Annotated in this window: 13 protein-coding genes; 4 read left to right on the forward strand and 9 right to left on the reverse strand. The window is 60.0% G+C overall.

All coding sequences use genetic code 11. From position 1 onward, the window contains the following. Positions 1-160: 160 nt before the first annotated feature. The 3 genes from KVY02_RS13470 to KVY02_RS13480 all read right to left on the reverse strand — a co-directional run bounded on the left by KVY02_RS13470 (position 161) and on the right by KVY02_RS13480 (position 2,487). Complete coding sequence (locus tag KVY02_RS13470; protein ID WP_218313692.1) at positions 161-700, reverse strand: outer membrane beta-barrel protein; 540 nt, start codon at positions 698-700, stop codon at positions 161-163. A gap of 228 nt (positions 701-928) precedes the next feature. Continuing rightward, positions 929-1,438 (reverse strand): porin family protein, encoded by a 510-nt coding sequence (locus KVY02_RS13475; RefSeq protein WP_026001797.1) that lies wholly within the window; start codon positions 1,436-1,438, stop codon positions 929-931. A gap of 128 nt (positions 1,439-1,566) precedes the next feature. Then, positions 1,567-2,487 (reverse strand): EamA family transporter, encoded by a 921-nt coding sequence (locus tag KVY02_RS13480; RefSeq protein WP_016914665.1) that lies wholly within the window; start codon positions 2,485-2,487, stop codon positions 1,567-1,569. Between the two features lie 153 nt (positions 2,488-2,640). Here KVY02_RS13480 and KVY02_RS13485 point away from each other — a divergent pair, with 153 nt between their 5' ends. Beyond that, complete coding sequence (locus KVY02_RS13485; protein WP_016914666.1) at positions 2,641-3,822, forward strand: acetate/propionate family kinase; 1,182 nt, start codon at positions 2,641-2,643, stop codon at positions 3,820-3,822. Further along, positions 3,823-6,006 carry a phosphate acetyltransferase gene (gene pta, locus KVY02_RS13490; protein WP_016914667.1) on the forward strand — a complete coding sequence of 728 codons (2,184 nt, stop codon included), beginning with the start codon at positions 3,823-3,825 and terminating at the stop codon, positions 6,004-6,006. Between the two features lie 116 nt (positions 6,007-6,122). Here pta and cyoE read toward each other — a convergent pair whose 3' ends face one another. From cyoE to KVY02_RS13520, 6 genes are all read right to left on the reverse strand, one after another. Further along, positions 6,123-7,046 (reverse strand): heme o synthase, encoded by a 924-nt coding sequence (gene cyoE / locus KVY02_RS13495; protein ID WP_026001798.1) that lies wholly within the window; start codon positions 7,044-7,046, stop codon positions 6,123-6,125. Continuing rightward, a complete protein-coding gene (gene cyoD / locus KVY02_RS13500) occupies positions 7,004-7,345 on the reverse strand; it encodes a cytochrome o ubiquinol oxidase subunit IV (protein WP_081137706.1) in 342 nt (113 codons plus the stop codon). Before cyoD ends, cyoE begins: the two co-directional genes overlap by 43 nt. Before the next feature lies 1 nt (position 7,346). Beyond that, a complete protein-coding gene (gene cyoC, locus KVY02_RS13505) occupies positions 7,347-7,958 on the reverse strand; it encodes a cytochrome o ubiquinol oxidase subunit III (protein ID WP_218313693.1) in 612 nt (203 codons plus the stop codon). After that, a complete protein-coding gene (gene cyoB, locus KVY02_RS13510) occupies positions 7,958-9,982 on the reverse strand; it encodes a cytochrome o ubiquinol oxidase subunit I (protein ID WP_218313694.1) in 2,025 nt (674 codons plus the stop codon). Before cyoB ends, cyoC begins: the two co-directional genes overlap by 1 nt. 2 nt (positions 9,983-9,984) lie before the next feature. Next, complete coding sequence (cyoA, locus tag KVY02_RS13515) at positions 9,985-11,046, reverse strand: ubiquinol oxidase subunit II (protein WP_096922471.1); 1,062 nt, start codon at positions 11,044-11,046, stop codon at positions 9,985-9,987. Positions 11,047-11,312: 266 nt separating this feature from the next. Beyond that, positions 11,313-12,080 carry a DeoR/GlpR family DNA-binding transcription regulator gene (locus KVY02_RS13520; RefSeq protein WP_218313695.1) on the reverse strand — a complete coding sequence of 256 codons (768 nt, stop codon included), beginning with the start codon at positions 12,078-12,080 and terminating at the stop codon, positions 11,313-11,315. Positions 12,081-12,357: 277 nt separating this feature from the next. Between KVY02_RS13520 and KVY02_RS13525 the strand changes: the two genes are divergently transcribed. Both KVY02_RS13525 and KVY02_RS13530 read left to right on the forward strand, forming a co-directional pair. Further along, on the forward strand, positions 12,358-13,203 hold the full coding sequence (locus KVY02_RS13525; RefSeq protein ID WP_218313696.1) for an outer membrane protein OmpK: 846 nt from the start codon (positions 12,358-12,360) through the stop codon (positions 13,201-13,203). Between the two features lie 34 nt (positions 13,204-13,237). Continuing rightward, positions 13,238-14,521, forward strand: coding sequence for a NupC/NupG family nucleoside CNT transporter (locus KVY02_RS13530; RefSeq protein WP_218313697.1), 1,284 nt, complete (start codon positions 13,238-13,240; stop codon positions 14,519-14,521). The last annotated feature ends 15 nt before the right edge of the window (positions 14,522-14,536 follow it).

The following is a 14,536-nucleotide window of genomic DNA, read 5'->3' on the forward strand; positions in this document are numbered from 1 at the left end:
CCCGGGGATAGCATCAGAAGGAATACTTTAGTCTAACAAATTTATTAGCAGGCTAACAATATTATTATGCATGTAATAATGCAAAGCTCAACAAAACGCCCCCAGGTCACCATGATGGCGGCCTGGGGGCGAGTCGTTTTACTGAGAGGTGTCTAAAGACTTAGAAGCGGTAGCGTAAGCCGATACTGTAGGCGTCCAGGTCGTAATCTGAGTTACTGATGTAGCGGGTAATATCCCCGGTCAAGGATACGGCTTCCGATACATCGAACTCAGCGCCTGCGCCGAACGAGATATCATCGTCTCGGCCGCTGCTGCTTTCCCCCAAGGCACTCACGGTCATTTTGACTTCTGAATATCCCAGAAGGCCAAACAAGCGTGCGCGGTCACCCATAGGCACGATGCCTTTTAGAAAGCCACCGACCAGGTAATCCAGCTCCAGCTTGGCGCCGTAATTCGTGTCGGATCCCCCCGCCGCCAAGTGGAACTCGACCGCTAGATACTGATCCAGCTTGACACCGCCGACTAACCGCAGGGCCTCCGAGCGAAACTCATCGTTCAGACCATCGACATTAAGATTCCATACCATGGCATCGGCACCCATATACCCTTGCGGGTAACCGGGATCATAAGTTTGTGCCTGTACACTACCCGCTACCACTAGTGCAGCCACTGCCGCCAAGCCTTTTACTGTTGATTTCATTCTGTTCCCTTCGTTTTCGTTATGATCGAGCATCTGTAAAGGGCAACAAGGTTAACCAGAATTAGGCATACCTGCAATGCACATTGCCGTGGTTTACCTGCCAAACAAAAAGCCCCGCTGTCTGCCTGTATCGGCAGATCAGCGGGGCGGTATTCCCTTGAAACGATCTTGTCAGGTCGTTACCTGAAAGCGATGACCTTAGAAACGATGACCTTAGAAACGATGACCTTAGAAACGGTAGCGTAGGCCAACGCTGGCGGCATCGAAGTTATAGGCAGATTTGTCCAGGTAGCGCATGTAGTCGGCGCCCAGTGACAAGTTATGGGCAATATCTACTTCCGCGCCAGCGCCATAGGAGAAGCCGCTTTCACGGTCACGGTCGAAATCGACCTCAGTGACACCGGCCAAGCCGTAGAGGCGGACATCCGGCGAGACGGGCAGGATACCTTTGGCATAAGCGCCCACCAGGTAATCGAGCTCTACGTTGCCATCAGAGCCGCCTGTGCCCAGGTGGCCTTCCAGGGCGAAAAACTCGTTGAACTGAGCACCACCGCGCAGGCGCAGGCCGACATCGTCGCGGGAGGAGCCGCGGTCGGGGTCCAGGCTCCAGAACATGGCATCGCCACCCACGTATCCTTGTGGGTATTGGAAAGATTGTTGGGCCTGAGCTGATGCCGCAAAAGTACCGGCGCCTACCAGCAGTGCCGCAGAGGCAAGGGAAAGAACGGACGTTTTCATGGGGTTCACCTCAGTTAAAAAACAGTGTTTCCTTACGCTGAGCAAGTGTGGCTCAACCCCCGAGATAACGCAAATGCTGCCCCACGCTTTGCATATAATTTCCTTTTTTCGGCGCCCGGTGGCGTAGCCTAGCGGCCTTTCGACAGGCTGAGCACCACGATGCCCCCCACCACTACCGCGCCGCCCAGCAGCTGGCTGGGGCTGAGCATTTGTCCCAGCACCAGGTAGCCGATCAGCAGCGAAGCCACTGGCTCGAAGTTCATCACGGGGGCGTTGCGCGCCATGTCCAGGCGGGGCACGAAGATGAACAGCACCGAAAACGCACTGCCGTAAAGCAGTGCCAGCATGATGAGCCCTGCCCAGCCGCTACTGTTGTCGGGCAGGCTCATGCCGCCAGGCACTGCCCCCAGTAGCCCGCCAAGAATCATGGCCACGAATACGGTCTGCATGGTGAGCAGGCTACGCAGGGTACTGCCTACGCCTGCCAGGCGGTGCTCAGTGATCCACAGCGCACAGGCAAACGCAAAGGCGGCCAGCAGCCCAAAGCCAATGCCTGCCAACCACTCGGGACCCATGGCATCGGCGTTGGCCAACCAGCTGGGAATATCCAGCACCACCAGCAGGCCAATCAGTATGGTGCCCATGATCAGACAGCTGCGCAGCGAAGGCCTGGGGCCACCCAGCGCCCAGCTAAGCAGCGCCAGTTGAATGGGAAAGGTATTGACCAGCAGCAGGGCAATGACCACCGGCAGGCGAGCCACGGCAGAATACAGGCTGACGCTTTGCAGGGTGATCAACAGCCCCACCACCAGCTGCCAACGCCAGGCACCGGGCGGCAGCCAGAAGCGCTTTTTCTGCAGCACGAACAGGCTCAGAAGGATCACGCAGGCCACCCCTGAACGCATCAATACCGCCAGCAGCAGCCCCGTACCGTTATCGAAGGCCAGCCTCGCCGACACGTGGTTGGCGGCGAACATGGTGGCCACACACATCATCAGCAGAATGGCGAGATGACGGGGCAAAAGCGCGGGGCTGGAAATCGACGACATAGGAACAAAACGGCTCACGTTAGGTTATATAAGGAACAGGATGACGACATTTTACATAGAAGGCTAACTAAATTCTTCGCTGATTTTCTCAGTCTCTGCATGTTAAACTAAAGTCTATCCCCCTTTCCTCCTGACTACTTTACAAAGGTTGTTATGAACGCACCGGTGCTGGTTATCAACTGTGGCTCTTCTTCCATTAAATACGCTTTGATCGATTCAGACCCTCAGGCACCGCGTCTAGCCGGTTTGGCAGAACGCTTGGGCAGCAGCGACGCTCGCCTGAAAGGCAAGAACAGCGCCGGTGAGAGCTTCACCCAGCCGCTGCCCGGCGCCGACCACGGCGAAGCGCTAAGCGCCATTCTGGAGCGCCTGGAAGGCCGCGTTCCCGGTGCCGTGGGCCACCGTATCGTGCATGGAGGAGAGCACTTCACCCAAGCGGCGCTGATCGACGACAGCGTGATTGCCGCCATCGAAACCACCGCAGCCCTGGCCCCGTTGCACAACCCTGCCAATCTGGCGGGTATTGCCGCCACGCGCAAGGTGTTTCCCGAGCTGCCCCAGGTGGCCGTCTTCGACACTGCCTTCCATCAGACACTGCCGCCCCGCGCTTACCGCTACGCGCTGCCGGAAGCGCTGTACACCGAACATGGCATTCGCCGCTACGGCTTTCACGGCACCAGCCATGCGTTCGTCAGCCAGCGCGCCGGGGAACTGAGCAGCCGTGGTGCAGGCGGCTGGCTGACCGCCCACTTGGGCAACGGCTGCTCCACCAGCGCCGTGTGGAACAACCAGAGCCTGGATACCAGCATGGGCCTTACCCCGCTGGAAGGCCTGGTAATGGGCACCCGCAGCGGTGACGTCGACCCCGGCCTGCATGCCCACCTGCATCGCCAACTGGGCTGGTCGGTGGAAGAGATCGATAACGTCCTGAACAAGCAAAGCGGCCTACTGGGCCTTTCCGGCCTGACCAACGACATGCGTGAAGTGGAAGACCAGGCCGTGGCTGGCCACCCCGGTGCCAAGCTGGCGCTGGACGTGTTCTGCTACCGCATCGCCAAGTCGCTGGCGGCGCTGTCCTGTGCATTACCCAGGTTAGACGGCGTGATCTTCACTGGCGGTATTGGCGAAAACTCGTCTATCGTACGTCGTGAAGTGCTGGCGCTGCTGCCCCACTTCGGTTTCAGTATGGACGAAGCCGCCAACGAAGCGACCATTCGCGGCAAAGAAGGCAAATTGGACACCGCGAGCCATAACGGCCCTGAAGTGTGGGTGATCCCCACCGATGAAGAGGGCCGCATTGCCATGGAAACCCGCTACTGTGTGGAGACCCCTTGAATGAACAGCTCTTCCGAGCAACCCCAAGCCATTCTGCTTGTCCCCACCAGCATGGGGGCAGGCTTGACCTCGGCCTGTCTGGGCCTGATTCAAGCGCTGGATACCATTGGCCTGAAAGCTGGCTTTCTGAAGCCGTTCATGCAGAACGAGCTGAACGGCCCGGGCCTTGACCGCTCGACGGCGCTGGTCTCGCGGACGCTGAACCAGCGCCCGCCCTCGCCTATTTCCCAGGCACGCCTGGAGCGGCTGCTGCGCGACGACCAGACCGACGAGCTGATGGAAAACGTCGTCGAGCTTTACGAGCAGGTCACCCAGCAGGCGTACCGCGACGGCAGCGCTCTGGACCTGGTGGTGGTGGAAGGCGTCGTGCCGACCCAGCACACCACCTACGCGACCCAGACCAACGCGCAGTTGGCGCATGCCCTGAACGCCCGCATCATCCTGGTGGGCACCGGCGACTTGAACGAGCCCCAGCACCTGGCGGAAGAGCTGGACATGCACGCCCGCAGCTTTGGCGGCGTCAGCTCCAGCCGCACCCTGGGCGGCATTCTGATGCGCATGAAGAACCTGCCCTATGGGCAGGAGGACGACCTTTCCGCCGCCCCCGGCACCATCAAGCCGCAGCTGGAAGAGCCGGTACTCAACGAGCTGCGCCGCTACTCCCCGGCGCTAGCCACCGACCGCTTCCACCTGATTGGTGTGGTGCCCTACAGCAAGACCCTGAGCGCCCCGCGCACGCTGGACGTCGCGCGGGCACTGAACGCCAAGGTGCTCAACGAAGGCGACGCCGCACAGCGCCGCGTGCTGTCGACCAGCCTGTGTGCCCGCCGCGCCGCCAACGCACTGCATATTTTCACGCCCGGCAGCCTGGTGGTGGCTTCCGGCGACCGTGACGACGTGGTGCTGGCCTCGGCGCTGGCCACCATGAACGGCACCCAGCTGGCGGGCGTGCTGCTCACCAACGGGTTCCTTCCCAACGACGGCATGATCGAGATGTGTCGCCCGGCGCTGAAGACCGGCCTGCCGGTGCTGGCGGTGGAAACCGACAGCCTGACCACGGCCCAGAACCTCAGCCAGCTCAGCAGCGAAATTCCCATGGACGACTTCGAGCGCGCCGAGCAGGTGGCACGCTACGTGGCGGCACACATGGACCTGGAGTGGCTGAAAGCCAAACTGAGCCGTGGCTACCCCCGCCGCCTGTCGCCGTCGGCGTTCCGCCATCAGTTGGTGAAGCTGGCCCAACAGGCCAAAAAGCGCATCGTGCTGCCGGAAGGCGACGAGCCGCGCACCATCGAAGCCGCCATCATCTGCCAGCGCCGTGGTATTGCCGACTGCGTTCTGCTGGGCAAGCGGGAGGACATCGAAAGCGTGGCCCACCACCGTGGCCTGACGCTGCCCGACACGCTGACCATCATCGACCCGGAAAGCACCCGCGCCAACTATATCGGCCCCATGGTCGAACGCCGCCGAGGCAAGCTCAACGAGCTGACCGCCGAAGCGCAACTTCAGGACAACGTGGTGCTGGGCACCATGATGCTGCAGCTGGATGAGGTGGACGGCCTGGTGTCGGGCGCGGTACACACCACCGCCAACACGGTTCGCCCGGCGTTTCAGCTGATCAAGACGGCCCCGGAGTACAACCAGGTCTCGTCGATCTTCTTCATGCTGCTGCCCGAGCAAGTGGTGGTGTACGGCGACTGCGCGGTGAACCCGGACCCGGACGCCGAAACCCTGGCGGAAATCGCCCTGCAGAGCGCGCGCTCTGCCGAGGCCTTCGGTATCGAGCCCCGGGTGGCGATGATCAGCTACTCCACCGGCGACTCCGGCACCGGCGCCGACGTGGATAAAGTCCGCGAAGCGACCCGCATCGCCAAGGAGCGCGCGCCGCACCTGGCCATCGACGGCCCGCTGCAGTACGACGCCGCCGCCATCGAAAGCGTGGGCAAGCAGAAAGCTCCCGACTCCCCCGTGGCGGGCAAGGCCACCGTGTTCGTGTTCCCCGACCTCAATACCGGCAACACGACCTACAAGGCCGTTCAGCGTAGCGCCCGAGTGGTCAGCGTGGGCCCGATGCTGCAAGGTTTGAACAAGCCGGTGAACGACCTGTCCCGCGGGGCACTGGTGGATGACATCGTCTACACCATCGCCCTCACCGCAATCCAAGCCAGCCAGCGGCAAGGCTAGGCACTCGCCGAGCCCTGTATACGTATCCGCTGAAAGCCACGCTAAAAAGAACGCCCCGAACAGTTCACTGTTCGGGGCGTTTCAGGTTTTGCGTCAGGTTCAATCGTTGTTAGGCATTACACCCACATGGGCACCATGGCTTCCAGCACCATCACCAAACTCATCGCGGTGATCGTCAGGATCGAGACGCCAAACACTTTCCTGGCCCAGCGAACATCGTCATCTAACCGATAGCCGCGTAGTGCCAGGTAGAGCCAGTAGCCGCCCATGACCAGCGCCACACACAGATACCCCATCCCCGCCTGACTGGCCAGGACCAGCGCCAGCGAGGCGGGAATAAACGCCACGATATAGCCCAGGATGTGATGCTTGGCCATTTTGATCCCGTGCACCACCGGCAGTACCGGGATTGATGCCCGCTGATAATCCGCATAGCGGAAAATCGCAATGGCATAGGAGTGCGGCATCTGCCACAGGCAGAAAATCACCAGTAGCATCAGCGCACCGCTATCGAACTGCCCCGTGACGGCACAGTAGCCCACCACCGGGGGCATGGCCCCGGAAAGGCTGCCCACCAGCGTACCGTACTCGGAGTGGCGCTTCATGTAGAGGCTGTAGACCCCGACATACACGCCCCAGCCAATCACCGCCAGCGCCACCGTCAAGCCATTGGTGCCCAACGCCAGGCACACGACCCCCGCCACGCCCAGCAGCGCCGAAATACCCAGTGCCTGGGTAATCGAGATACGCCCCTTGGCGAGCGGGCGATGGCGCGTACGCGCCATCAGTGCATCGATATCCCGGTCGATGACGTTGTTGCAGGCACAGCCCGAGGCAATCACCAGCGCAATGCCCAGCATCACCGAGGCAAACGTGACGACATCGAAGGTGCCGTGGGCGGCTAGAAAATAGCCCCCCAGCGTGGCGATCAAGTTACCGCCAATGATGCCCGGCTTGGTGAGCGCCAGCAGGTCTCGCCAGCGGCTCGGTGCCACGTTCAGCCGATCATCATGTTGAGATGCAGATGCTGCATGATCCATAAAGAGCCCCCTACCACCAGGACGAGTATCGTCAGTGTGAAAACGAAGGACATCAGATTCCACCCCTCGTCGGCTTTGGTATTCATATGCATGAACATGACCAGCTGGACCAGAATCTGCAGCACGGCTGTTACAGCGATGACCACCACCGTCGCGGCGGTGCTTAGCACACCGCTCATGACAACCGCAAACGGAATCACGGTTAGCACTAAAGATAGCAGAAGCCCGACAACATACGACTTAACGCTTCCATGGGAAGTCGTTGAATGCGCTGCTGAATGTGAAGACGATTGGCTCATGTCAAAGCACCCCCATCAGGTAGACGAACGAGAACACACAGATCCACACGATATCCAGGAAGTGCCAGAACAGGCTGAGACACAGGATACGCGGGCGCGTCATGGGCGTCAGGCCCTTGGTGGAAAGCTGCACCAGCATCACCAGAATCCATACCAGCCCCACCGTGACGTGCAGGCCATGGGTGCCCACCAGGGTAAAGAAAGACGACAGAAACGCGCTCTGGTCTGGCCCATACCCTTGATGAATCAGGTGATGAAACTCATACACTTCCATGCCGACGAAGGCAGCCCCCAGGGCAAAGGTGACCGCCAGCCACGCCTTGACCTGACCCACCCGCTCGGCATTCATGGCCAAAACGCCCATGCCAAAAGTGAAACTGCTGAACAGCAGCAGAAAGGTTTCGACCAGCACGAACGGCAGCTCGAAAATATCGGCAGCCGTAGGCCCCCCCGCCGTGCCCTTCATGAGCACGGCATAAGTGGCAAACAGTGACCCGAAGATCACCAGATCGCTCATCAGGTAGACCCAGAAGCCGAAGACCTTGGTGCCTGCGGCATCGTGATGTTCGTGGGGCTCTACGATGGCCCCGTGATGTAAGGTATCCGTGGCCATTACGCTCGCGCCTCCACATAGTTGGTTTGTTCACGATCCGCTGCGCTGCTGGGTGCCGAGGCTTTGCGGCGCTGATGTTCACGCTCGATACGCTCCACTTCGGCAGCGGGCACGTAGTAGTCGATGTCATCGTTGAACACACGGGCGAGGAAACTCACCACCACGCCCAACGCACCGACGCCCGCCAGCCACCAGATGTGCCACACCAGCGCAAAACCCAGCACCAGTGCGAACAGGCTGATCACCGGGCCGGCTACGGTATTACGGGGCATATGGATATCGGTGTAGGGCGCGTCTTCGAGCTGTTCGTTACTGCGCTGTTTTTGCGTCCAGAAGCTGTCGATGTCGCCCACTTCCGGCAAACGGGCAAAGTTGTAGAACGGCGCGGGGGAAGACGTGGACCACTCCAGCGTACGGCCATCCCAGGGGTCGCCGGTCAGGTCGGCATTGAGCTTGCGGTCGCGCACGCTGACCCAGAACTGAATCACGGTGCAGGCAATGCCCATCATGATGATCACGGCACCCACCCAGGCCAGAATCATCCAGGGCTGCCATTCAGGGTTGGCGTAGGACTGCATGCGACGCACGGCACCGAAGAAGCTCAGCACGTAAAGCGGCATGAAGGCGACGTAGAAACCGATGAACCAGCACCAGAACGAGCGCTTGCCCCACTTTTCGCTCAGCGTGAAGCCGAACGCTTTGGGGAACCAGTAGGTCAGGCCCGCCATCATGCCGAACACCACGCCGCCGATGATGACGTTGTGGAAGTGGGCAATCACGAACAGGCTGTTGTGCAGGACGAAGTTGGCTGCTGGCAGCGCCAGCATCACGCCGGTCATGCCGCCCAGGGTAAAGGTGATGATGAACCCCAAGGTCCATAGCACCGGCGAGGTCAGCTCCAGGCTGCCACGGAAGATGGTGAACAGCCAGTTGAACACTTTCACCCCGGTGGGGATGGCGATGACCATGGTCATGATGCCGAAGAAGGCGTTGACGTTGGCCCCGGCACCCATGGTGAAGAAGTGGTGCAACCAGACGATGAACGACAGCAGCGTGATGGCCACGGTGGCCCACACCATGGTCTTGTAACCGAACAGGCGCTTACGGGCGAAGGTCGCGATGACTTCCGAGAACACGCCAAAGGCGGGCAGGATCAGAATGTACACTTCCGGGTGGCCCCAGGCCCAGATGAGGTTGACGTACATCATCATGTTGCCGCCAAAGTCATTGGTGAAGAAGTGCATGCCGAAGTAGCGATCCAGCGTCAGCAGGGCAATGGTCGCGGTCAGAATGGGAAACGAGGCAATGATCAGGATATTGGCGCACAGCGATGTCCAGGTGAAGATTGGCATGCGGAACAGCGTCATGCCTTTGGTGCGCATTTTCAGGATCGTGACGAAGAAGTTGATGCCGGTGAGCGTCGTGCCTATCCCGGATATCTGCAAGGCCCATATCCAGTAATCGACCCCCACCCCAGGGCTGAACTCTATCCCCGATAAAGGCGCATACGCGAGCCAGCCGGTCTTGGCGAACTCCCCCACCACCAGTGAAATGTTCACCAGCACGGCAGAGACCGCAAACAGCCAGAAGCTCAAATTGTTGAGAAACGGAAAAGCCACGTCGCGGGCGCCGATCTGGAGTGGCACCACCAGGTTCATCAGGCCGATGACCATGGGCATCGCAACGAAGAAGATCATGATCACGCCGTGGGCGGTAAAGATCTGATCGTAATGTTCAGGAGGGAGATAACCTGCGGCACCCCCGGCCGCCATGGCCAGTTGGGTACGCATCATGATGGCATCGGCAAAGCCACGCAGCAGCATGACCAGGGCCACCACAAAATACATGATACCGAGCTTCTTGTGGTCGACGGAGGTGAACCACTCGTTCCACAGCCAGCCCCACTTGCGGTAATAGGTGAGCGCGCCAAGCAGCGCCGCACCGCCAATCGCCATGAACACCGCCACGACCATGATGATCGGTTCGTGATACGGAATGGCGTCGAGCGTCAATTTTCCAAACATGTTCAACCCCCGGCTTCTACGCTGTCAGGATGGCCGCCCATGGCGTGCTCATCGCTAGCGTGCTGATTGGTAACGTGGCCATAGGCAGCGTGATGGGAGGCCACCTGGGCACTCTCGAGTTCACCGCTTTCGCCATGGCTGTCGTGGGCTTCACCTACGGCGTCGCTATGTGCCGCATGGTCACTGTGGCCACCATGGCCGCCGTGGCCTTCGCCACCCCCGTGGAAGCTGGTCAGAATCGTTTCGTACAGGGCGGGTGCCACTGCCGAGTAGTGTTCGACCGGGTGGTATTCACTGGGTGTCGCCAGGGCGTTGTAGCCCTCGGGGTAGGTCAGGGTCTGGTCTGCTTCACGCACGTTGGCCACCCAGGCATCGAAGTCGGCTGGCGAGGTCACGTGGGCGTCGAAGGTCATGCCGGAGAAACCGGCTCCGCTGTAGTTGGTGGAGCGGCCTGGGTAGACGCCCTCTTCATCGGCGATCAGGTGCACGTCGTTGTCCATGCCCGCCATGGCGTAGATCTGGCTGCCCAAGTGGGGAATGAAGAACGCATTCATCACCGAACCAGAGCTGACCCTGAAGCGCACCGGCGTATCCACCGGGAAAGCCACTTCATTGACACTGGCAATGCCCTGCTCGGGGTAGATGAACAGCCATTTCCAGTCCAGCGCCACCGCCTGTATTTCCATGGGCGCTACGCTGCTTTCGATGGGTTTATGGGGATCAAGGGAGTGCGAGGTTTTCCAGGTAAGAAAGGCGAGAACGGCGATGATCACGCAAGGCACGCTCCACACCGCTGCCTCGATGGCATTGGAGTGGGCCCAGTCAGGCAGGTACTTGGCAACGCTGTTGCTGCGCCGGTAACGCCAGCCAAACAGCAGCGTCATGACGATCACCGGGATCACCACAATCAGCATCAGCCCAAAGGAGGTCAGAATCAGCGAGCGCTGCTCAACGCCAATCTGCCCCTTTGGGTCCAGCAATGCAGAACTGCAGCCCGCCAACAGCAGGCACAGCACAACGAGCACAAGAATGCCTCGTCTGCGCCAAAGGGTAGGTAATTGCATGGGTGTAGTCTCGTGAGAGAGTGGCTGATACAGCCTGCTGCTGGCTGGCTAACTAGCCAGCTAAGTAGCAAGCTAACTATTACCCCATACATTTCCCAAAACCGTCGAGGGTTGACGTGCTCCGGGAAAGGTATGCGCTACCGGGAGGGGTAGGTAGCGAGTCTTAACCACACGTTGCGTGTATAAATTAAGACTAAAGTATTTTCCATTGATCTCCGTCAATCAGAAAGAGGCGCTTTGCCGCACCCCAGGGGCGGCCAAATGTGTTAGGCAACGCTGATGCTGAGGGAGCTGGCGGGATGGTTTTCCAGCAGGCCAGGGGCGCGCTCGTCGTCAGTGATCACCACGTCGAAATCGGCCAGCGAGGCAAAATAGGCGGGCCGTACGACGCCGAACTTGCTGGCATCGACCACCAGCAATCGCTGCATGGCGGTAGCAATCGCTGCTTGTTTGGGGGCCACTTCATGGAAGTGAAAACAGCTCACTCCGCGTTCCCAGTCCACCCCTGCCGCTGAAATCAGCGCCTTGTTGATGCCCAGCCGTTCGATGGCATCCCGCATGCCGTCGCTGCCGAAAGACTGCGACGAGGCGTGAAACAGCCCCCCCAGCAGCACCAGCCGCACGTTGGGCAACGCGGCGACCGTGTTGGCCACGTTCAGCGCGTAGGTCACCACGGTCAGCTCGCGGAAATGGCTGAGTTGGCCCAGCAAGGGAATCAGCGTGGAGCCACAGTCGATGAACAGCGTGTCGCCTTCGTCGATGAAACTGGCGGCACGCTGGCACAGGCGATGTTTGACATGGTAGTGGCTGGCCTGCTGCTCGGTGAGGTCGTAGACCGGCGTCACGCCGGGGTAGCTGGCCATCACCAGCCGCCCCCCCAGCAGGCTCAAGGGAGATGGCTGCGTGGCGAGGTCTCGGCGAATGGTCATTTCCGACACTCCGCACAGCTCGGCGGCATCGCGCAGGTGCAGGGTTCCCCCACTTGCCAGGGCTTCTTGCAGCATGGCCAGGCGCTGGGCACTCCGGTCATTCACAGGCATCTCCTTGTGATTCATCTTGTTATCGGGTTTCAGCGCTCAGGTAACGCTTATGCTGAGCCAGCGCCCCGCGAATTTCCACTCCCCTACCACTCTGTTTACCGCCATGAGGCGCATGGAACACTCGGGTAGCGTTGATGTGACAATACTTGCAAATCAACGTTAAAAAAATAACACTCGATGTTATAATTTTAACATCAACGCCAGCCCGCACGACCCACAACGTCGGTATGCCACCTCTCGTGGCACCGTAATAACCCTTGTTGAGGCTTTCATGACCGCTTTATCCCCCTCTTACGTTTCTTCGCTCGTCACGCTTGGCGCTGGCGTTTTCATGGCTGGTGCGCTGGCCGCTGCTCCGGCCGTTGCCAATGATGCAGCAAGTGGCCCAATGACCCCGCACTGGTCATTTGCCAACGTTTCCCTGAACTACCTGGACTGGTCCAACGGTACCGAAGCGCGCACGGCGAGCAATGCCGCCAAGAGCGACTTCACGTTCGTTGAAATCGAAGGCGGCGTCGGCTTTAGCTGGGGCGAGTTCTACGGCTTCTTCGATTTCGAGAACCCGACCAACGACCAGTTCGACGAAGCCAGTGGCGGTAAGGACAACTTCCGCACCGCAGGCAAAGTGACCTCGCACATTTACCTGGGCGACAGCCCGCTGTCGATTTACGCTCACGTCTATGACTTCCGCGACTACGGTTTCAATGCCCGCGAGCAGGATCAGATTCTCGGCCTGGGCTACCGCACGACGTTCGCCAACGGCCTGTGGTTCAAGCCCTTCATCGGTGCTGCCAGGGTGCAAAGTGATGGTTACACGGGCATGAATGGCTACATGGCAGGCTGGGTCGCGGGCTACGACTTCACCGCGTTGGACCAGAATTTCAGCGTGACCAACTGGCACGAGCAGACCTTTGGTCGCGACAGCGACTACCTTTCCCAAAACTTCGTCAACGGTACCGCAGGGAGCGTGGGTACCAACGGTGCATTGAGCCTTTGGTGGCACCCGTCTGACTTGATCACCACCGGCGTGCAGTATCGCTACTCAGAGAACAAGCTGGGTACACCCGACGCCTATCAGAACGCGATGATTTACTCAGTCAAGCTAAACTTGCTGTAATCGCTCCCACTTCTCACGCTCCGAAGGTACTCCCATGACCCTCATCATGAGCCTGGTTGGCATGGTCACTCTGGTGGCCATTGCGCTTGTTTTCTCCTATGACCGCAAGGCGATTCGCCTGCGTACCGTGCTGGGTGCCTTCGCGATCCAGGCGGGTATCGGTGCGTTCGTGCTCTACGTACCGTTTGGCCAGGCCGTTCTGCAGGCCATTTCGGCAGGCGTCAGCCAGGTGCTGGTCTACGCCAACGACGGCATCGGCTTTTTGTTTGGCGGTCTGGCTGACGTGGACAACGTCGGCTTCGTCTTCGCCATCAAAGTCCTGCCGGTCATCATCTTTTTCTCCTCGCTGATTGCCGTGCTCTACTATGTCGGCATCATGCAGTGGGTCATCCGGATTCTGGGTGGCGCATTGCAGAAAGCACTGGGCACCTCGCGCACCGAGTCGCTTTCGGCCACGGCCAACATCTTCGTGGGCCAGACCGAGGCACCGCTGGTGGTGCGTCCGTTCATTGCCCGCATGACCCCTTCGCAGCTGTTTGCGGTGATGTGTGGTGGCTTGGCTTCCGTGGCGGGTTCAGTGCTGGCGGGCTATGCCGCGCTGGGCATTCCCATGGAGTATCTGGTGGCGGCCTCGTTCATGGCGGCACCTGGCGGCCTGCTGTTCGCCAAGCTGATCATGCCGGAAACCCAGAACGTGGAAGATAGCGACAGCGTTTCCAAAGTCGATGAAGAGCTGAAAGAGCAGGACGACAAGCCCGCTAACGTGCTGGATGCCGCCGCCGCCGGTGCTACGTCGGGCATGAAGCTGGCAGCCAACGTGGGTGCGATGCTGCTGGCCTTCATCGCCCTGATTGCGCTGGTCAACGGTATTCTGGGCGGCGTGGGCGGCTGGTTCGGTTTCGAGGCATTGAGCCTGGAGCTGATTCTGGGTTGGCTGTTCGCTCCGCTGGCCTTCCTGCTGGGCGTGCCCTGGGAAGAAGCCACCCTGGCGGGCTCGTTCATCGGCCAGAAGCTGGTGGTCAACGAGTTCGTGGCCTTTATCAACCTGGCTCCCTACATTGAAGGGGAACAGGTGGTGGCTGCCACGGGTCAATTGATGACGCCCCACACCGTGGCCATCCTGTCATTTGCCTTGTGTGGTTTTGCCAACCTGTCGTCGATTGCCATTCTGCTCGGTGGCCTGGGCAGCATCGCCCCGACCCGCCGCAAGGAGATTGCCCGGTTTGGTGTGAAAGCCGTGCTGGCAGGCACGCTCTCCAACCTGATGTCTGCCTCGATTGCCGGTTTCTTCCTGGCGTTGAGCAGCCTCACCACCTGACGCAGCGAGTACGCG

It is taken from the genome of Halomonas sp. 18071143, assembly GCF_019211725.1.
GTDB classification, from domain to species: Bacteria; Pseudomonadota; Gammaproteobacteria; order Pseudomonadales; family Halomonadaceae; genus Vreelandella; species Vreelandella stevensii.

Excerpts from the sequence above, each read along its gene's own strand:
- cyoC (WP_218313693.1), bottom strand. The coding sequence starts at position 7,958 with ATGGCCACGGATACCTTACATCACGGGGCCATCGTAGAGCCCCACGAA.
- KVY02_RS13525 (WP_218313696.1), top strand. The coding sequence starts at position 12,358 with ATGACCGCTTTATCCCCCTCTTACGTTTCTTCGCTCGTCACGCTTGGC.
- KVY02_RS13485 (WP_016914666.1), top strand. The coding sequence starts at position 2,641 with ATGAACGCACCGGTGCTGGTTATCAACTGTGGCTCTTCTTCCATTAAA.
- cyoE (WP_026001798.1), bottom strand. The coding sequence starts at position 7,046 with ATGGATCATGCAGCATCTGCATCTCAACATGATGATCGGCTGAACGTG.
- cyoD (WP_081137706.1), bottom strand. The coding sequence starts at position 7,345 with ATGAGCCAATCGTCTTCACATTCAGCAGCGCATTCAACGACTTCCCAT.
- KVY02_RS13530 (WP_218313697.1), top strand. The coding sequence starts at position 13,238 with ATGACCCTCATCATGAGCCTGGTTGGCATGGTCACTCTGGTGGCCATT.
- KVY02_RS13480 (WP_016914665.1), bottom strand. The coding sequence starts at position 2,487 with ATGTCGTCGATTTCCAGCCCCGCGCTTTTGCCCCGTCATCTCGCCATT.
- KVY02_RS13470 (WP_218313692.1), bottom strand. The coding sequence starts at position 700 with ATGAAATCAACAGTAAAAGGCTTGGCGGCAGTGGCTGCACTAGTGGTA.
- pta (WP_016914667.1), top strand. The coding sequence starts at position 3,823 with ATGAACAGCTCTTCCGAGCAACCCCAAGCCATTCTGCTTGTCCCCACC.
- cyoA (WP_096922471.1), bottom strand. The coding sequence starts at position 11,046 with ATGCAATTACCTACCCTTTGGCGCAGACGAGGCATTCTTGTGCTCGTT.
- KVY02_RS13475 (WP_026001797.1), bottom strand. The coding sequence starts at position 1,438 with ATGAAAACGTCCGTTCTTTCCCTTGCCTCTGCGGCACTGCTGGTAGGC.
- cyoB (WP_218313694.1), bottom strand. The coding sequence starts at position 9,982 with ATGTTTGGAAAATTGACGCTCGACGCCATTCCGTATCACGAACCGATC.